The sequence below is a fragment of the Bacillus sp. AK031 genome, assembly GCF_053903065.1.
Genome location: NZ_CP096424.1, coordinates 2,964,825 through 2,983,154, shown reverse-complemented (window position 1 = coordinate 2,983,154; position 18,330 = coordinate 2,964,825). Strand labels below are relative to the sequence as shown.

Sequence of the window (18,330 nt, the reverse complement as noted above, 5' to 3'; positions counted from 1 at the left end):
AGGTCCTCCCTTAATGGGGGGATTTTTTGAATATCTTATCCTAAATCAATAAAGCAGGGAAACGATCAGTTTTATTATGAGCAGCAGGGTCATAGTGTTAAGAATAAGCTTAGCTGTTCTCAATTGGACTTTATCTGCAAATCTTACGGCTGTTTGTGCTCCAAGGATGCTGCCGATACAAAAAGCAAGACCAGCCTGCCAAATGAAATGCCCGTTGAAGAGGTAAGCCAGGAAAGCGGCAGAACAAGAGACAAATGTTTGAAATCTTGTAAACGCAATCGAGCGAATATATGAAATGCCTTTATAGAGGAAGAGATGCATTAGAATGGTAGCCTGGCCGGGTCCGAATATTCCATCATAGAATCCGATGGCCGTTAAGTAAGGACCGGTGCTTTTAAGATTTGGCGGTGTATCGGTTGAAGGTTCTGGTTTCTTTACGAAACTGATCAAGAAAGCAACAATCAGTAATAGAACAGCTATGAATTCCATAACGGCCTGCGAAATCAAGCCGGCAGTCAGGCCTCCTGCAATCCCTCCTCCAAAGGCAAAAGGAAGAATGGACAGCGACTCTTTCAACTGTACTTCTTTCCTTTTTAATAAATAGTAAAAGCTGGAGAAGGAACTGAGAGTATTGGAAAATTTGCTTGTCGCTATCGCTGAGTGGATCGGCAGTCCGGCGAGAAGCATTACGGGCATCCCGATTAGACCGCCGCTGCCGGCAATCGTTCCGACGAGTGCAGTGAAAAAGCCGGTAATAAGAAGAATAAAGAACATCGCTTTCACCTCATTTCCTAAAAGCTTAGATAACTGAAGAATCTCTACAGTTATTAGTTTATTCTTGGAAGAGTCATAATGAAATTAGATAATAGTTAATATATAATATAATAAAAACTTATCAAGATGGAGGGGTATAATGGCTTTTTCTGAATATCAATTAATGTCTGTTCTTGCGCAGGAAATGAATATGAGGAAAGCAGCAGAGAGACTCTTCGTATCCCAGCCTGCTTTATCTCAGCGCCTTCAGAACATAGAAAAGGAATGGGGAACAAAACTTTTTATCAGGTCGCAAAAAGGCCTGTCCCTTACTCCGGCAGGCGAGCTTGTAGTAAAGCTGTCACAGGAAATGCTTCAAAAAGAGGAAAAAGTTAAGGAGGAAATACAAGCTCTTCAATCACAAGTGCATGGAACCTTGAAAATTGCCTGCGCATCCATTGTCGGTCAAAATTGGCTCCCCCAGGTACTGAAAAAATTTGTGGATACCTATCCACACGCCAAGATTTCACTGATTACTGGATGGAGCAGCGAAATCCTGGAAGCATTGTATGAAGATGAAGTGCATATAGGGATTATTAGGGGAACGGCTGATTGGAAAGGTCCTAAATATCACCTATTTACAGATAGGTTATACCTGGTTGACAGGGAAATACAAAATGTGGAACAGGTGTTGGAAACAGACCGTCCTTTCATTCAATTTAAAAGTGATTCAAACTATTATCAGGAAATCCAGGACTGGTGGCACCGTCAATTTCAATCAGTACCCAGGAGGACGATTGTGGTAGACCAGATTGAAACATGCAAACAGATGACGTTTAACGGGATAGGTTATGCGATTCTTCCTGCTATTACATTGAATGGCGCAGATGATGACATTTATAAGATACCTTTAATGGATGAAAAGAAGGGTTCTATCCACAGAAATACCTGGCTGCTCGGCTATGAATCAGCTTTTCAGCTGAAACAGGTTCAAGCCTTCGTTGAAATAGTTGAAGAATTTTTAGAGGAAAATAATACATCGATTTTATAGTGAATTCTTGTCTTTTGTCCTTTAATTTGTTAAAGTGAATACTAGATTTCTGAATATATACATATTTTTTAGGGGGTTCTCTGAATGAAGCAAATGGATGCAAATGAGATTATCTCATTTATTCAAAATAGCACAAAATCTACTCCGGTGAAGGTATACGTAAAAGGCAATCTTTCCGGCATCAGTTTTGGTGAAAACGTGAAAACTTTTATTAATGGCGATTCCGGAGTGGTCTTTGGCGAGTGGGCTGAAATCTCGCAAGCACTTGAAAACAACAAAGATAATATTGAAGATTACGTAGTGGAAAATGACCGCCGCAATTCAGCCATCCCGCTGCTTGATATGAAAGGCGTTAAAGCTCGCATTGAACCTGGCGCAATTATTCGTGACCAAGTGGAAATCGGTGATAATGCAGTTATCATGATGGGTGCATCAATCAATATCGGTTCTGTAGTCGGAGAAGGAACAATGATCGACATGAATGTTGTTCTTGGAGGCCGTGCTACGGTGGGCAAGAATTGTCATATCGGCGCTGGCGCTGTCCTTGCAGGTGTAATTGAACCGCCTTCAGCAAAGCCGGTTGTTATCGAGGATGAGGTAGTTGTTGGTGCGAATGCAGTCGTTCTGGAAGGTGTTACTGTAGGAAAAGGTGCAGTGGTTGCTGCAGGTGCGATTGTTGTGGAAGATGTCCCTCCATATACTGTAGTGGCAGGAACACCAGCTAAAGTCATTAAAGAAATTGATGAAAAAACAAAATCAAAAACAGAAATTAAACAAGAACTGAGACAGTTATAATCCAGGTCAAATACCAGGATTAAATTCATAAAGGACTGAAGGCCTTCCGGGCATCAGTCCTTTTCATATATTCTATGTTGCTTGCCAGGAAAGGAGAAAGGAGAAAAACATGCCGGACATTAATCCTTTAATAAAAATCAGAAGAGAACTCCACAAGATTCCGGAGTTGGGATTTCAGGAGTATAAAACACAGCAATTTATATTATCTTATATCAGCAGTCTTCCGCAAGAAAGGCTTACCGTGAAAAAATGGAAGACAGGGTTGTTTGTTAGAATAAATGGAACCAATCCGAAAAAAACGATAGGGTATCGAACGGATATTGACGGGCTGCCTATTGATGAAAAGACGGGATTGGGGTTTAAATCCGAGCATGAAGGCAGGATGCATGCTTGCGGCCATGACTTTCATATGAGCATTGCCCTTGGGATTCTTACTCACTTTGTGAGGAAGCCTGTGGATGATGATCTGCTGTTTATATTTCAACCGGCCGAAGAAGGACCGGGCGGCGCTAAACCGATGCTAGAAAGTGATGTTATGAAAGAGTGGAAGCCTGATTTTATTATCGGCCTCCATATTGCACCAGAATATGAAGTAGGGACCATCGCGGTGAAGGAAGGTCTGTTATTTGCCAACACTTCTGAATTATTCATCGACCTGAAAGGAAAAGGCGGTCATGCTGCATATCCACATAATACGAAGGATATGGTTGTAGCTGCAGCTATGTTGGTTACCCAGCTGCAAACTGTCGTGTCTCGGAATATTAATCCTTTGGATAGTGCGGTGGTGACGATCGGTAAGATAACCGGCGGTACAGTTCAAAATATCATTGCAGAAACAGCAAGACTGGAAGGTACGATCAGGACACTTTCTATCGACGCAATGGAAAATGTAAAAGAGAGAATTGAGTCGATCGTCAAGGGGGTTTCAATCGGGTACGACTGTGAAGCTGTAATTGATTATGGCAGTATGTATCGACAAGTATACAATGATGAAGAAGCTACCAGAGGGTTCATCGGATATCTGGAAGAGAAAGAAGGCGTTAACCTTGTGATTTGTGATGAAGCGATGACAGGTGAAGACTTTGGCTATATGCTAGAGGAAATCCCGGGTTTTATGTTCTGGCTGGGCGTCAATTCTGAATTCGGTCTTCATCACGCTGAGTTGAATCCAGACGAAAAGGCAATCGAATTTGCAGTTTCCACTGTGACTGATTATATTAAAACTTTATAAAATGAAAAAAGGCTCAGAATTTTTTCTGAGCCTTTTTGTCAGGACATTATTGTTCTTTCTTCTCAATATATACTTGATGAGGATAGGGGATTTCAATTCCATTTGAATCAAGTGCTTCTTTAAGCGCTTTGCGGAGCTTCCGTTCAACACCCCATTGCTCCATGTTCTTTGTCTTGCCGATCACCCGAATGACCACATCGGAAGCACCAAGTGTCTGTACACCAATAACGTTTGGCCCATCTACAATGTTGTCATCTTCAGCAGCGACCCTGTCGCAAACTTCTTGTAAAACGGCAATGGCTTTATCAATGTCATCATCGTAGGAAATTCCGATATCGACAAGGGCTCTCATATTCCCTCGGGAATGATTGCTGAGGCTTGTAATTTCACGGTTAGGGACAAAGTTCAGTGTACCGTCAAAACTCCGGATTTGCGTAGTCCTTAAACCTACAGCTTCAACGATTCCTGAAAAACTGCCGGTTGTTACATAATCCCCGACATCAATTTGTTTTTCCAGCAATATGAAGAAACCGGTTACTACATCACTCACAAGCCCTTGAGCACCAAATCCTACCGCAAGGCCGATGATTCCGGCTCCAGCCAGAATTGCTGTTACTTCGATTCCAAAAATCTGAAGAATCGTTACAAAGAAAATAAAGATCAATATGTATGAGAATATGTTCTTCGCAAGGCTTTCAAGGGTTTGCGACCTGGCAGAGGAAATGTTATTTCTCTCGCTGTACTTGCTGAATGCCCGCTCTAACACCTTGTTGCCAGCCCCCTTGACAACTAAAAATGCGATATAAATAGCAAGAATCTGCAGAGCGGAAATACCGATGGTAATGAGGAGTCCGGTCCAGTCGAAGTCATAGATTCTGTCACTGAAATCCGTTAATCCTACTAAAAAGTCCATTTTTTTACACCCTTTCTTTATGAATGCCCGTGCATAAGGCTGATTTGCCCTTTTTAGTATATACATAACTCTAATAGTATTGTCAAAAAAGCAGATTCTATTATTCGAACTTCTATATAATATGGTAAGTATCGGCTTCTTGCCGAACACCTTTTCTTTACGCATTAGAGACCGGATTATCCATCAATCAACCATTCCTTCATTATTTGGTGGTTTTCTGATTGAATGAGCCTCCGATTCGGACTTAAATAGGTCTTCGTAATGCATCAGATTCCGAATCAATACTGTCTCCGCTCAAGTGGCGATATTTCAGTAGCACTTGCAACCAATAACAAAAGCAGCATAAAAGTAAGTAGTTCAGTTTTGGAGTGCAAAAACACTATTTGTCCCCTTAAAGAATTGCTTTTTTCATATGAAACCGCATACTAATCTGCACCCTGATTCGTAAGGTAAAGTGCAACCAAAACTGTCGGCTTACTGAAAGAAGATGATAAGAGGAAGGGAAAGGAATGTATCATTAGACCAACAGCAGAATAGTGGATGATGATTTATTAATTATAGAAAGTCCTATTCTTAAGTGAGGGGTCACAGATCCATAAATAGGGGGAGAAATTCCCCTTAAACTGCAAAACATGGCTGAGTTCGCTATAAATAAGGGGAGAATTTCCCCTAATTCCTGGCACAGCACCCCATTTTTCATGATTTTCAAATGAATAGCGGTAAATATTCCCGTTATTTCAACTATTTTTAGTGTCATTTCCTAAATAAGGGGAATTTCTCCCTTTATTTTTATCAGCTCGTGCTGCTGATTTCCTTTGGGCCATGAGATTCCGCTCTTGGATTTCGGGGTGGGGCCACCCAGTGAACAAACAGCGTTGTTACTTGAAGAAAAGCCGTCTTTCAAACAGTAAATCCGCTACATATTTGAACCCCTTATGAAGGTGCGAATTATAACCATAATGGCCAAAATTCGTGATGGTGTTTTTATGCCATTTCACAAGTTAATCCGCTACATAAATCGCAAGACTACAATATTTATTTCAGTGTTGTGTAACATGTGCGAAACTAGATGCGAAAAAACATTTGAAAGTAGATGACTTACTGTAAAACCAATAAAAAAATAGCATACGAATAAGGGTGCGAATTCGTATGCTAAAGACTTTGGGTTTTTACGTTTTGTACCTCTAAGTGAACTGCTTAAGAATAAAACAACTGTGTCTTTGATTATCATAAAAAAACACTTCATCCTTTACATCTGAATAACAACATCATTAACTAACAAGGCCAAATTTTATGAAAAGAATCATAAAGTAAATGGCATATTATCTAAATTGATAAAGGATTCTTAAAAAAGTAAAAAATTCAAATAAAAAGGTGGAAAAATATTTCGAAACCCGATATATTTAATAGTACGTGATTTTTTGCATCAGAGAGAGGGGGAAGAAAAATGGAGACATTTAAAAAATTAAAACAGTTTTACTGGCCTTACAAGAAGTTCTTTTTCACTTCGATACTATTCTTGATTGCAGTAACGGGAATTACAGTAGTATACCCTATTATCCTGCAGAAGACGATTGATGATGTCATCCTGCGGGAGCAATTCCAATGGGTGCCTTACTTGGCATTCGGCTTCATTTTTATCATGATCATCAAAGGTGTGGCAACTTATATTCATCAATATAACGGAGATATGTTCGGGATCACGAGCGTGTACAGGTTGAGGAATGAATTGTATGAAAAGCTGCAGTATCTGCCATTCCGTTATTATGATAACGCTAAGACAGGCGATTTGATGTCCAGGCTGACGGCAGATGTAGAAGCATTCAGGTTCTTTCTTTCATTTGGGATCTCGGAACTGATCCGATTCGTCATGTTGATTACAGTCTCTTTCGGAGTAATGTTCTATTATTCTCCGTCATTGACGTTTGTCACACTTGCAACATTGCCTTTTCTCGCAGTGACGGTATATAAATTTGATAAGGCAGTTCATCCAGCTTTCCGGGGCATCAGGAAATCATTTGGAAAGCTGAACACCAATGTCCAGGAAAATATCAGCGGAATCAATACTGTGAAATCCTTGTCACGGGAAGGTTTCCAAATCAATAAATTTAATACCTCTAACAGTGATTATAAAGATAAGTACTTATTGACCTCTGACGTGTGGGCGAAATACTTTCCGCTCATGGAGTTTCTTGGCAATGTGAGTGTCGTCCTTCTCCTTTCTTACGGCGGATTCCTGGTAATGGATGGAAGCCTCGATCCGGGTGAGTTGGTCGCCTTTTACAGTCTTCTCTGGTACATCATCTGGCCAATAATGAACTTAGGTTTCGTGATTAATCAATTTTCTCAATCCAAAGCTTCCGGAGAACGCTTATTGGAAATCCTTGAAGCGGACGAAACCATTACAGATAAAGAAGATGCCCTTAAGGTTGACAGGTTAAAAGGAGAAGTGGAATTCAAGAGTGTCGAACTAAAATATACTGAGGACGATGAAGAAGCGCTTGATGGCATTTCCTTTAAAGCAGAACCAGGTAAAGTAATCGGTTTGATAGGTGCAACCGGTTCAGGTAAAACCAGCATCACCAACCTTATTACACGTTTTTACGAACCTACTTCCGGGGAAGTCCTGATTGATGGAAAACCAGTTGAAGATTATTCTTTAAAATCATTAAGAAAGAATATTGGATTTGTACTGCAGGAATCCTTTTTGTTTTCTTCCACCATCAAGACGAATATTTCATACGGCAGGCCTGATGCGACTATGGAAGAGATCATAGATGCTGCAAAAAGAGCACAGGCCCATGATTTCATTGAAGAATTGGAAGATGGGTATGAAACGAAGCTTGGCGAAAGAGGGCTTGGACTATCCGGAGGGCAAAAGCAGCGTATCGCCATCGCCCGTGCCATATGTACAGATCCTAGTATCTTGATATTGGATGATGCGACAAGTGCTGTTGATATGGAAACAGAGTTCAAAATTCAAAAAGCATTCAAAGAAGTGATGGCGGACCGGACTACCTTCATTATTGCGCATCGTATTTCAGCGCTGAAGCATGCAGATGAAATTCTTGTCCTTGAAAATGGACAGATTGTTGAGCGAGGGGTGCATGACTTCCTAATGAAAAATAATGGGCCGTATCAAAGAATATATGACATCCAATATAAGGATCAGAAAAAAATACTGCAATCACAGCAAGGGTAGGTGAGACAATGAAAAGAAAAGATAAAACCAATGAGAAGATACTTAACAGGTTTCATTATTCAACCGACCAGGTAATTGATAAGCCATTTAACTGGGAGCAGCTTTGGAGACTGCTGGGCTACTTGAAGCCATACTCTAAAAATCTTCTGCCCCTCTCGGTTCTCATGGTCCTCATCACAACAGGGGTCAGGCTGGTCATTCCGATTCTTATTGGGGTTTACACTCTTGATAGGGCGATTATCGAGAAGGACGGGAGTATGCTTACGAACCTAATTGCCATAATAGCTGGTTTGTATGTTCTCAGCTATGTTGCGAATGTATTCAGGATCAGGTGGATGAATATGCTTGGGCAGGGGGTCATCTATGACTTGAGGAAGCATTTATTCACCCATGTCCAGTGGCTGTCGCACAGGTTCTTTGACCAGCGTTCTGCGGGTTCCATACTTGTAAGGATTATGAATGATATTAACTCGCTGCAGGAGCTTTTCACAAACGGGGTCATCAACCTGCTGATGGATATGATTCTGTTGATCGGAATCGTAGCCATCCTGTTTACTCTCAGTCCTGAACTGACACTCGCAGTTCTGGTCATTCTGCCGCTCATGTTCTTCATCTCCACCAGCCTTCGCAAGAAAATCAGAAGGTCATGGCAGATGGTGAGGCTTAAACAGTCTAAATTGAACTCACACTTGAATGAGAGTATCCAAGGCGTCCGTGTAACCCAGTCGTTCACACAAGAGAAAGAAAATATGGAATTCTTTGATGGAATTAATACGGAGAACTTCGACAGCTGGAGAAATGCAACGAAGAAAAGTGCAATGTTCAGGCCGATGGTAGAACTGACAAATGCTGTTGGGACAGCGGTGCTGATCTGGTATGGTGCAACTTTGATCCAGGGAGACTCAATCACATTGGGTGAATTTGTATCATTCGCGTTTTATCTCGGAATGTTCTGGGAGCCGATTTCCCGCCTGGGCATGGTGTATAACCAGCTTCTAGTCGGAATGGCTTCGTCGGAAAGAATATTTGAATTCCTGGATGAACAGCCGAATGTCGATGAAAAAGCCAATGCAAAAGAGTTAAAGGATGTTGATGGGCGTATAGAATTTAAAAATGTTGATTTTGCTTATGACAGCAAGCGCAAAGCCCTTAACAATATTTCACTTGAGATGAAAGCCGGCCAGACGGTGGCGCTGGTCGGACATACAGGATCTGGTAAAACGACGATTGCCAATCTTGTCAGCCGCTTCTATGACCCGACAGCAGGTAAGGTCAAGATAGATGGTCATAATTTAAGAGACGTTTCCCTTTCCAGTCTTAGAAGCCAAATAAGTATTGTCCTTCAAGATACGTTTATTTTCTCAGGTACCATTAAGCAAAACATTCTGTTCGGAAGGCCTGATGCATCCGATGAAGATGTAGTTGAAGCAGCTAAAGCGGTCGGAGCACATGAATTTATTCAACGGCTTCCTAAAGGTTATGACACTGAGGTGGAAGAGCGCGGTAATATCCTTTCTGTAGGCGAACGCCAGCTGATTTCGTTTACAAGAGCATTGCTGGCCGATCCAAGGATCATCATACTGGATGAAGCGACAGCCTCTATAGATACAGAAACAGAGGTTCAGATACAGAATGCCTTAAGAACACTATTGAAAGGACGTACGGCAATCATGATTGCCCACAGGCTCTCTACAATACGTGAGGCAGACAATATCTTCGTCCTTGATCATGGAGAAATCATTGAGCAAGGAAACCATGATGAATTAATGGACCAGCAGGGAGAATACTACCACCTGGTCAAAGCACAGTTTAAAATGCTTGAGGTTATATAAGGGAATAGCAGCCGTCCTTCTTTAGAAGGGCGGTTTTTTCTATTTAAATGCGCAGAGAAGGCTATGAAAGCAGAATAACAGCTCTGAATGCTCATCACTTCACAAACTCATTCATAGGTTTTATAATGGGCGATAAGTGATATCTATAAGTATAGAAGATTAGTAGGGGGGAAATGTATGGAGCTGGATAGCGTTATTTTGAGCAGAATGCTCACTTCAGTGACTCTGGCGTTTCATATTATCTTTGCGACAATCGGTGTCGGAATACCAGTAATGATCTCGATTGCTGAGTTCATAGGTATTAAGAGGAATGATGGACATTATTTATTGTTGGCAAGAAGATGGGCCAGAGGGTTTACAATTACCGTTGCTGTTGGAGTGGTGACAGGGACCGCTATCGGACTGCAGTTATCGATGCTGTGGCCAAGTTTTATGCAGGTAGCCGGACAAGTAATTGCGCTGCCGCTGTTTATGGAAACTTTTGCATTCTTTTTTGAGGCAATATTTTTAGGAATCTATCTATATACTTGGGACCGGTTCAAGAATCGCATGGTACACTGGCTTTTGACAATCCCGATCATGATCGGCTCTTCTGCCTCGGCTTTATTTATTACTATGGTGAATGCCTTTATGAATACTCCACAAGGGTTCGAACTTGAAAATGGTAAAGCGGTCAATATTGATCCGATTGCTGCTATGTTCAACCCTGCAACACCGGCAAAGGTTTTTCATGTATTGACATCAGCCTATTTGACATCAGCACTGGTGCTTGCGGCTATCACTGCTTTTGCCATCTTGAAGAACAAAGGAAGTACATATCATCGGAAGGCATTGAGGATGACCATGGTGTGCGGTTTAATTTTTGCCGTAGGAACTGCTGTTGCAGGTGATGTATCGGCAAAGTTTCTAGCTGAATATCAGCCGGAAAAACTGGCTGCCGCCGAATGGCATTTTGAAACAGAAAGCAATGCTGATTTAATTATTTTTGGTACGCTTGATGAAAATAATGAAGTTCATAACGAAATAAGAATCCCTGGATTTCTAAGTTTTTTGGCTGGAAATTCATTCAATAAGGAAGTTATAGGATTGGAAGAATTTCCTGAGGATGAACTTCCCCCATTGTTCGTACATTATCTTTTCGACTTGATGGTATCAATCGGGATGTTTACCTTATTCATCACATCGCTGTTTGTTTTATTTTGGAAATGGAAGAAAAGAAATGAATGGAACAAGCCCTTGCTTTGGGGAATAGTTGCCAGCGGGCCGCTATCGATGCTTGCCATAGAATTTGGCTGGATTTATGCGGAAGTAGGGAGGCAGCCCTGGATTCTCAGGGGATATATGAAAGTAGCAGAAGCGGCAACAAAGGCAGATGGGGTAGGGTTGACTTTTGTCCTGTTTGTAATCCTGTACATCATCTTGGCTGTATTTTGCGTTATGGTTTTAGTCAAGATGTTCAAAAACAAGCCGCCGGAGCTGGAATTTCAACAACGATTCAAAGATGGAAAACTTCAGTAGCAAATTGATAAATTCTACTACGGAGTGAACGGATTGGAATAGGAGGGACACTAGTGAGTTTAGAGGTTTTAGGGATTACAGTATTATGGATTTTTCTCTATGGTTATCTCATTGTGGCATCTATAGATTTTGGTGCCGGCTTCTTTGCATTCTATGCCAAAATAACAAATAAAAAGCATACAGTGAATGACTTGATCAGCCGGTATTTGTCGCCGGTCTGGGAAGTGACAAACGTATTTTTTGTGTTTTTCTTTGTTGGTCTTGTCGGCTTTTTTCCTGATACGGCATATTATTATGGAACAGCTTTGCTGCTGCCAGGCAGCCTTGCCCTTATTCTGCTGGCGATAAGAGGTTCTTTCTATGCTTTCGGGAATTACGGCTCAAAGGACAATGTATTCTTTCTGTTTTTGTATGGTGCCACCGGCCTTTTAATACCTGCTTCTTTGTCAACTGCACTGACGATTTCAGAAGGAGGCTTCCTGGAAGAAACTGAGGATAAAGTGGTGTTCTTGGCGGGGGAGCTTTTCACAAGTTTATATTCCTGGAGTGTTGTAGTACTTTCGATTGTATCAGTTTTATTTATTTCAGCAGCGTTTCTGACTTATTATGCTGATCGGGCGAACGATTCGGACGCAAGAGAAATTGTTCGCAAGTTTGCACTGTTTTGGAGCCTGCCGACGATACTGGCGAGCATGCTTGTGTTTATCGGTTTAAGGGAACACAACCTTGAACACTTTGAAAATGCATTGGACATATGGTGGATGTTTGGATTGTCGTTATCATTTTTCCTGATAGCCTCTGGGTTGATCTACCTGCGGAAAAAGTTTGGAACAGCCTTTATTATGGTCATGCTTCAATTCTTTTTTGCCTTTTTCGGATATGGTGCTTCCCACCTTCCTTATATCTTGAAACCATTCATAACAATAGAAAGCAGTGTGACCAGTCCTGATATGGGAACAGCCCTGGTAATCGTTTTTATTGCAGGTCTGTGCCTTCTAATACCATCCTTGATATTATTAATGAGACTGTTTCTGTTTGATGCTGACTATGTTAAAGGAAAGAAGTAACTTCACTTCACATTTTTGTGCTAGAATATTCAATATATATACTCTTATGGTGGAGGAGTTACTGTGAAAAAGGAATTTGTTGTTATAGGATTAGGGCGTTTTGGAGGAAGCATTGTACGGTCTCTTGCAGAACAGGGTTTGGAAGTTATGGCGATAGATAAACAAGAAGATAAGGTAAATGAATATGCATCTATCGCATCCCATGCAGTTGTGGCGGATACGACGGATGAATCCGTCTTAAAAAGCCTTGGGATCAGAAACTTTGATCATGTGATTGTAGCGATTGGTGATGATATTCAGTCAAGTATCCTGACAACCTTGATGCTCAAGGAGATTGGAGTCAGCAATATCACTGTCAAAGCTCAAAACGACTATCATGAAAAGGTACTAAGGAAAATAGGCGCAAGTCAAGTCGTTCATCCAGAAAGAGATATGGGTAAAAGGATTGCGCATAATATTGTTTCCAATAATGTGCTCGATTACTTGGAGTTATCTGATGAACACTCGATTGTTGAAATAGTGGCGAGTGAACACTTGTATGGCAATACTCTGATTGATTTGGATATCCGTGCCAGATATGGTATCAACATTGTTGCAATTAAACGTCAGAAGGATATTCTTGTCTCTCCCCAGGCGGATGAACTTATTCAGGAAGGGGACATCCTGATCGTCATTGGCGCAGATTCAGACATTACCAGATTTGAGAAAAAAGTTATGCCTTAAGCAAATAAATAAAAATGGAGGCTGAATCACTGTGATTCAGCCTCCATTTTTTAATTAAACCTCCATGATGATTGGTAAGATCATAGGGCGGCGTTTTGTTTTTTCGTAAAGGAATGGAGCAAGGGTATCAGTAATCTCGTTTTTGATTTCAGACCATTGGCTTGTCTTGCGCTCAAGCAGCTTGTTCAAGTGCTTGCTGATGATATTCTGCGCCTCATTGATAAGGTCTCCTGATTCTCTCATATATACAAATCCTCTTGATATGATATCAGGACCTGAAGCAATTTTGAAATCACTCATGTTAATGCTGACTACAACGATTACCAGGCCTTCCTCAGAAAGGATTCTTCTGTCACGGAGAACGATATTACCGATGTCGCCAATTCCGCTTCCGTCGATATAGACAGAACCGGATGGGATTTTTCCAGCTACTTGTGCGGTGTCATTTCCAAGAGCAAGCACTTCACCGTTATCCATGACAAAGCAGTTTTCAGGCTCTACACCACAGTCGACAGCAAGCTGTGTATGCATTTTCTGCATTCTGAACTCACCATGAATCGGCATGAAATACTTAGGCTTAATCAGTCTCAGCATAAGCTTTTGTTCTTCCTGGCTTCCATGTCCGGAGGTATGAATATCATTAAGGGAGCCGTGTATGACATCAGCACCCGCGCGGTAAAGCATATTAATCGTGCGATTGACACTGATCGTATTGCCTGGGATAGGTGAAGATGAAAAGATAACCGTATCCCCAGGGTGTATTTGGATTTGTCTATGTGTACCATTTGCAATTCTTGAAAGGGCAGCCATTGGTTCGCCTTGGCTTCCTGTACATAGAATTGTGACTTCATTTGCCGGAAGCCTGTTGATTTGGCTTGAGTCAATGAAGGTATCTTTAGGAGCCTGGATATAACCCAGATCTTGTCCGATCCCAATATTATTTTCCATGCTCCGGCCGAATACAGCGACCTTTCGTCCATGCATAACGGCTGCATCAATTACTTGCTGCAGACGATAGATGTTAGAGGCGAAGGTTGCAAAGATGACTCTTCCATCGACTTTGCGGAAAATATCATTGATGCTTTCTCCGACCTTGCGTTCAGACATTGTGAAGTTAGGAACCTCACTATTAGTACTGTCAGATAGAAGGCAAAGGACTCCCTCTTTTCCGATCTCAGCCATTTTAGTCAAGTTCGCAGGCTCTCCTACAGGAGTGAAATCAAATTTAAAGTCTCCTGTATGCACGACATTTCCTGGAGGCGTCTTAACAACTACACCATAGGAATCAGGAATGCTGTGAGTCGTCCTGAAGAAGCTTACAGCTGTTTTTCTGAATTTCACTACATCATCTTCCTGGATGATGTTCAGCTTGGCTGAACGCAGCAGACCGTGTTCTTCAAGCTTGTTTTTCAATAGTCCGATAGCAAGCTTGCCGCCGTAAATCGGGATGTTGATTTCTCTTAGGAGATATGGGATCCCGCCTATGTGATCCTCATGTCCGTGTGTGATGAAAAGGCCTTTGATTTTATCGGCATTTTTCACCAGGTACGTATAATCGGGAATGACATAGTCGATTCCCAGCAGTTCATCTTCTGGAAACTTGATCCCAGCATCAATTAAAATAATTTCGTCCTGAAATTGTACACCGTAAGTATTTTTGCCGATTTCGCCCAAACCGCCAAGTGCGAAAACAGCTGTCTGATCATTCTTAACAAATTTCATAAGTGATTAATTCTCCACCTTAAAATTTTCGGACTCTTTTTCATACTCTAGATGTGAGTCATCGAGCAATTGGACGAATTCAATATTATACGGTTTTTCTTTCAATTTCAGGCGGACTTCACGTTCGGAATCAGCTTCTACATACAGTGTCATTGTGCATTCACGCACAGGGACTTCCTGTTTGCTTTCCTGGTAGTAGACTTTGTAAATCATTTTTTTCTCTCTCCTTATCCGTTTTCAAAAATGTAACTTTTTCTATTATATAAAAAGTTTTAAAAGTTTTCATGCATCCAACATAGCGAAATCCCGTTATGTATGAATGCCTATATAGTAATTGAAGGGAGTGTGCAGCTTTATCTGCCGTTTCCCCAATTTATATACTAACAATAAACAAAGAACAGCCCTCCTAAACGTGAGGGCCTGCACATTTAAGCGATCGTTTTTTTTCTGAGTACATCCTTCCATCGTTTCAAGAGCTTCTTCCTAAGCTTCTTTAACATCTGGATCACTCCTTAATTAGTAGTTTACCTAGAATTGGTCTTAAAGTAAAGTTTACCCGAGTTTCACCTGTCTCTTTTTCGATATTAGTATATGGAATACTGAACAGCTTTTACGTGGTTATGTTTGGAAAATGTTGAGATTTTGCGGTTTGATTGACATTTAAAATAGAGAGGTTTACCTTTATGAGAAGAAATGGGCAAGGCGGCTATCTACTCAGCTCTGCCGAAAAATAAGGACTCTGTATGGAGTGAAAGCATGGAAAGGAGACAAGCAAATGTCCAAAATAGTCTTTTTTGATATAGATGGGACTTTACTAGATCATGATAAGAAATTACCTGATGCTACCAGGAAGGCAGTCAAACTTCTCCAGGATAACGGTACATATGTAGCAATTGCAACGGGGCGGGCCCCCTTCATGTATGAGGATTTAAGAGAGGAACTGGGGATTGAATCCTTTGTTTCATTTAATGGCCAATATGTTGTATTCGAAAATGAAGTGATCTATCGAAATCCATTGGACAGGGGTGAACTTGAACAGCTTTTAGAGGAGGCGGGCAGCCAACATCATCCTGTTGTCCACTTGAATGAAAGGACTATGAAAGCAAATACCCAGCATCATCCTTTCATTGAAGAGAGTATGGCAAGCCTGAAATTTCCCCACCCTGATTGTCAGCCGGATTTTTACAGCGATAAAGAAATCTATCAATCATTGCTGTTCTGCAGGGAAAGTGATGAAAAGTTATATCGGGATAAGTTCGGCAAGTTTAATTTTATCAGATGGCATGATTATTCCATGGACATCCTTCCAAGGGGCGGTTCAAAAGCTGAGGGGATAAAAAAAATGATTGCAAAGCTCGGCTTTAATATAAGCGACGTATATGCATTCGGTGATGGGCTGAACGACATTGAAATGATAGAGTCAGCAGGAACGGGCGTAGCTATGGGAAATGCTGTCCAGATAGTGAAAGATCATGCTGATCTTATAACGAAGCCTGTAGATGAAGATGGGATCTATCACGGACTGAAGGAGTTAAAATTAATTTAAATTAAAGAAAGAGGCTGGGACAAAACCTTTAAAAAAAGCTCTTTTCGCAAAGAATGTGTCAGAGTAAAAAGAATGGATTTCCGCTCCAGGTGCACGACTCCGCGGGGCGGGCGGTGAGCCTCCTCGGCTTTGCCTGCGGGGTCTCACCTGTCCCGCTAGTCCCGCAGGAGGTCGCACACCTTCCGCTTCAATCCGCCTACGTTCAGGAAGCAGCGGTAGATAACCTTAAGAGTAACATCTTTAAGATAAGAGCCTAATAACATGAATGAACCGCATGAAGTCAAGAGTAAATAACCTTGATCTCATGCGGTTTTATTTTCGATTATTTTTACTTAAATCAATTAGTTTTCAATTTATGTCCTTTATTATCTTTCAATGGGTTTAGCGTCAGGAATCGGCTGCAGAGGATTTTTATGGTCGATGTGATCATAAAACATCACCCCGTTAAGGTGGTCGATTTCATGCTGAAAGACGATTGCAGGCATTCCTTTTAGACGGACCTTCACAGGTGTGCCATCAAGATCGATTCCTTTTACTGTGACTCTTGCATAGCGGGGTACATATCCAGGAACCTGCCTGTCAACTGATAAACAACCTTCCCCTGTTGTTAAATAAGCCTTTTCAACTGAATGGCTGATAATTTTCGGATTGAAGAGGGCGTAGCTGTGCAGTTCTCCTTTATTGTCAGTGACATGGACTGCCAGCATGCGCTTCAGTACATTGATTTGAGGTGCAGCCAGCCCTACTCCTGATCTTAACCCGTATTGTTGGGCGATTTCGGGATCCTGGCTGTTCTGTACGTACTCCAGAAGGCTCCTGAGTATTTCTTTGTCTTCCTCAGAGGGCGGCATTGTCACTTCTTCGGCAACTTTCCTTAAGGAAGGATGGCCCTCTCGTATAATATCATTCATTGTAATCATACTGTTTCCTCCCGCTTTATCCGCAATTTTATGTTTATAGTCTAACAGACCAGTTTCAAAAAGTTAACTATATTTTATGAAGGGATATTCCTTGACATATATTTACGTATTTATCATAGTAATTAATTGAGGACAGGCAGTTCTATTCACTGTTTTGAGTTAATTCCCTGCTTATTCAAATCCAGCAATATTTTCTGATATTTCCATTGTCAAAGTCAAAAAGGACCGATATAGTAGTAAATGTCATTATTATAAGGGGGACTGCAAGTGTATAGACTTCGAGGAGTTTTAGCTGCTGCAGGTGTAATGTTTCTGCTTTCTGGATGCATAGGTGGAAGTACACCTCAAGAACTGGTATACGATACATTAGAAGATACAGTTAAGAAAGAAGAAAAACTGAAAGAAACACAGGAGCCTTTAACTAAGCTTGAGAAAGAAGAGCAGGAGCTGTTTGATAAGGCGATCGGCCTAAGCATGAAAGAAATTGATGAAATCAATAAGATTGCGGACCAGGCACTGGAAAATATCAGTGAAAGGGAAGCTCTGATAAAAGAAGAAGCACAGGCTATGGCAGAAGCGAAAGAGGCTTTTCAGGCTGCAGAGTCATCAATTGAAGAAATTGAGGATGAAGAACTGCAAAAGGAAGCTGAAAATCTTGCGGATTTAATGAATCAGAGATTCCAGGCACATGAATCTATGGCTGACTCTTACTTAACATCACTCGAGAGCGATAAAGAGCTTTATACAATGTTGAAAAAAGAAGATTTGACAATGGAAGAACTTCAAGCGCAAATCGAGAAAATCAACACCAACTATCAAACGACAATGGAGCATAATCAGAGTTATAACAAGTTGACAGAAGAAATCAATTCATCGAAGCTTTCTTTTTATGAAAGTGCGGAAATTAACGTGGATGCCGAAGCTTAATGAAAGAAAACCGCTTGTGGAAAGGGACCACCCTTTTTGCAGGCGGTTTTTTGTTTTTTGAATTAGTGTGACATACAAACAATTTATTGCGCTTGATTAATGTATAACAGATAGAAAAAAATACTCGTTT

15 protein-coding genes are annotated in these 18,330 nt (G+C 41.2%); 10 read left to right on the top strand and 5 right to left on the bottom strand.

Annotated features, from left to right (window positions below):
* Window positions 1–45 precede the first annotated feature (45 nt).
* Window positions 46–774, bottom strand: a complete 729-nt coding sequence (locus M1E09_RS15290; protein WP_456271707.1) for a sulfite exporter TauE/SafE family protein — start codon at window positions 772–774, stop codon at window positions 46–48.
* 139 nt (window positions 775–913) lie between these two features.
* Between M1E09_RS15290 and M1E09_RS15285 the strand changes: the two genes are divergently transcribed.
* The 3 genes from M1E09_RS15285 to M1E09_RS15275 all read left to right on the top strand — a co-directional run bounded on the left by M1E09_RS15285 (window position 914) and on the right by M1E09_RS15275 (window position 3,830).
* Complete coding sequence (locus tag M1E09_RS15285; RefSeq protein WP_456271706.1) at window positions 914–1,804, top strand: LysR family transcriptional regulator; 891 nt, start codon at window positions 914–916, stop codon at window positions 1,802–1,804.
* Between the two features lie 84 nt (window positions 1,805–1,888).
* Window positions 1,889–2,599 (top strand): 2,3,4,5-tetrahydropyridine-2,6-dicarboxylate N-acetyltransferase, encoded by a 711-nt coding sequence (gene dapD / locus M1E09_RS15280; RefSeq protein WP_456271705.1) that lies wholly within the window; start codon window positions 1,889–1,891, stop codon window positions 2,597–2,599.
* Between the two features lie 109 nt (window positions 2,600–2,708).
* Entirely contained in the window at window positions 2,709–3,830 is a 1,122-nt protein-coding gene (locus tag M1E09_RS15275) for an N-acetyldiaminopimelate deacetylase (RefSeq protein ID WP_456271704.1), read from the top strand.
* A gap of 46 nt (window positions 3,831–3,876) precedes the next feature.
* Here M1E09_RS15275 and M1E09_RS15270 read toward each other — a convergent pair whose 3' ends face one another.
* Window positions 3,877–4,743, bottom strand: coding sequence for a mechanosensitive ion channel family protein (locus M1E09_RS15270; RefSeq protein WP_456271703.1), 867 nt, complete (start codon window positions 4,741–4,743; stop codon window positions 3,877–3,879).
* A gap of 1,447 nt (window positions 4,744–6,190) precedes the next feature.
* Between M1E09_RS15270 and M1E09_RS15265 the strand changes: the two genes are divergently transcribed.
* The 5 genes from M1E09_RS15265 to M1E09_RS15245 all read left to right on the top strand — a co-directional run bounded on the left by M1E09_RS15265 (window position 6,191) and on the right by M1E09_RS15245 (window position 13,085).
* Window positions 6,191–7,945 (top strand): ABC transporter ATP-binding protein, encoded by a 1,755-nt coding sequence (locus tag M1E09_RS15265; protein WP_456271702.1) that lies wholly within the window; start codon window positions 6,191–6,193, stop codon window positions 7,943–7,945.
* 8 nt (window positions 7,946–7,953) lie between these two features.
* The gene (locus M1E09_RS15260; protein WP_456271701.1) at window positions 7,954–9,777 is read left to right on the top strand and encodes an ABC transporter ATP-binding protein; all 1,824 of its coding nucleotides are present in this window, start codon (window positions 7,954–7,956) and stop codon (window positions 9,775–9,777) included.
* Between the two features lie 177 nt (window positions 9,778–9,954).
* The gene (locus M1E09_RS15255; RefSeq protein ID WP_456271700.1) at window positions 9,955–11,295 is read left to right on the top strand and encodes a cytochrome ubiquinol oxidase subunit I; all 1,341 of its coding nucleotides are present in this window, start codon (window positions 9,955–9,957) and stop codon (window positions 11,293–11,295) included.
* Window positions 11,296–11,348: 53 nt separating this feature from the next.
* The gene (locus M1E09_RS15250) at window positions 11,349–12,362 is read left to right on the top strand and encodes a cytochrome d ubiquinol oxidase subunit II (protein ID WP_456271699.1); all 1,014 of its coding nucleotides are present in this window, start codon (window positions 11,349–11,351) and stop codon (window positions 12,360–12,362) included.
* A 63-nt stretch (window positions 12,363–12,425) separates the two neighbouring features.
* Window positions 12,426–13,085, top strand: coding sequence for a potassium channel family protein (locus M1E09_RS15245; protein WP_456271698.1), 660 nt, complete (start codon window positions 12,426–12,428; stop codon window positions 13,083–13,085).
* Between the two features lie 54 nt (window positions 13,086–13,139).
* Here M1E09_RS15245 and rnjA read toward each other — a convergent pair whose 3' ends face one another.
* Entirely contained in the window at window positions 13,140–14,807 is a 1,668-nt protein-coding gene (gene rnjA, locus M1E09_RS15240) for a ribonuclease J1 (protein ID WP_456271697.1), read from the bottom strand.
* A 6-nt stretch (window positions 14,808–14,813) separates the two neighbouring features.
* Window positions 14,814–15,020, bottom strand: a complete 207-nt coding sequence (locus tag M1E09_RS15235) for a DNA-dependent RNA polymerase subunit epsilon (RefSeq protein WP_456271696.1) — start codon at window positions 15,018–15,020, stop codon at window positions 14,814–14,816.
* 562 nt (window positions 15,021–15,582) lie between these two features.
* Between M1E09_RS15235 and M1E09_RS15230 the strand changes: the two genes are divergently transcribed.
* On the top strand, window positions 15,583–16,353 hold the full coding sequence (locus M1E09_RS15230) for a Cof-type HAD-IIB family hydrolase (protein WP_456271695.1): 771 nt from the start codon (window positions 15,583–15,585) through the stop codon (window positions 16,351–16,353).
* Between the two features lie 365 nt (window positions 16,354–16,718).
* Here the strand turns inward: M1E09_RS15230 and def are convergent, their stop codons facing one another.
* A complete protein-coding gene (gene def / locus M1E09_RS15225; RefSeq protein ID WP_456271694.1) occupies window positions 16,719–17,273 on the bottom strand; it encodes a peptide deformylase in 555 nt (184 codons plus the stop codon).
* Between the two features lie 267 nt (window positions 17,274–17,540).
* Here def and M1E09_RS15220 point away from each other — a divergent pair, with 267 nt between their 5' ends.
* Window positions 17,541–18,200, top strand: coding sequence for a YkyA family protein (locus tag M1E09_RS15220; protein ID WP_456271693.1), 660 nt, complete (start codon window positions 17,541–17,543; stop codon window positions 18,198–18,200).
* The last annotated feature ends 130 nt before the right edge of the window (window positions 18,201–18,330 follow it).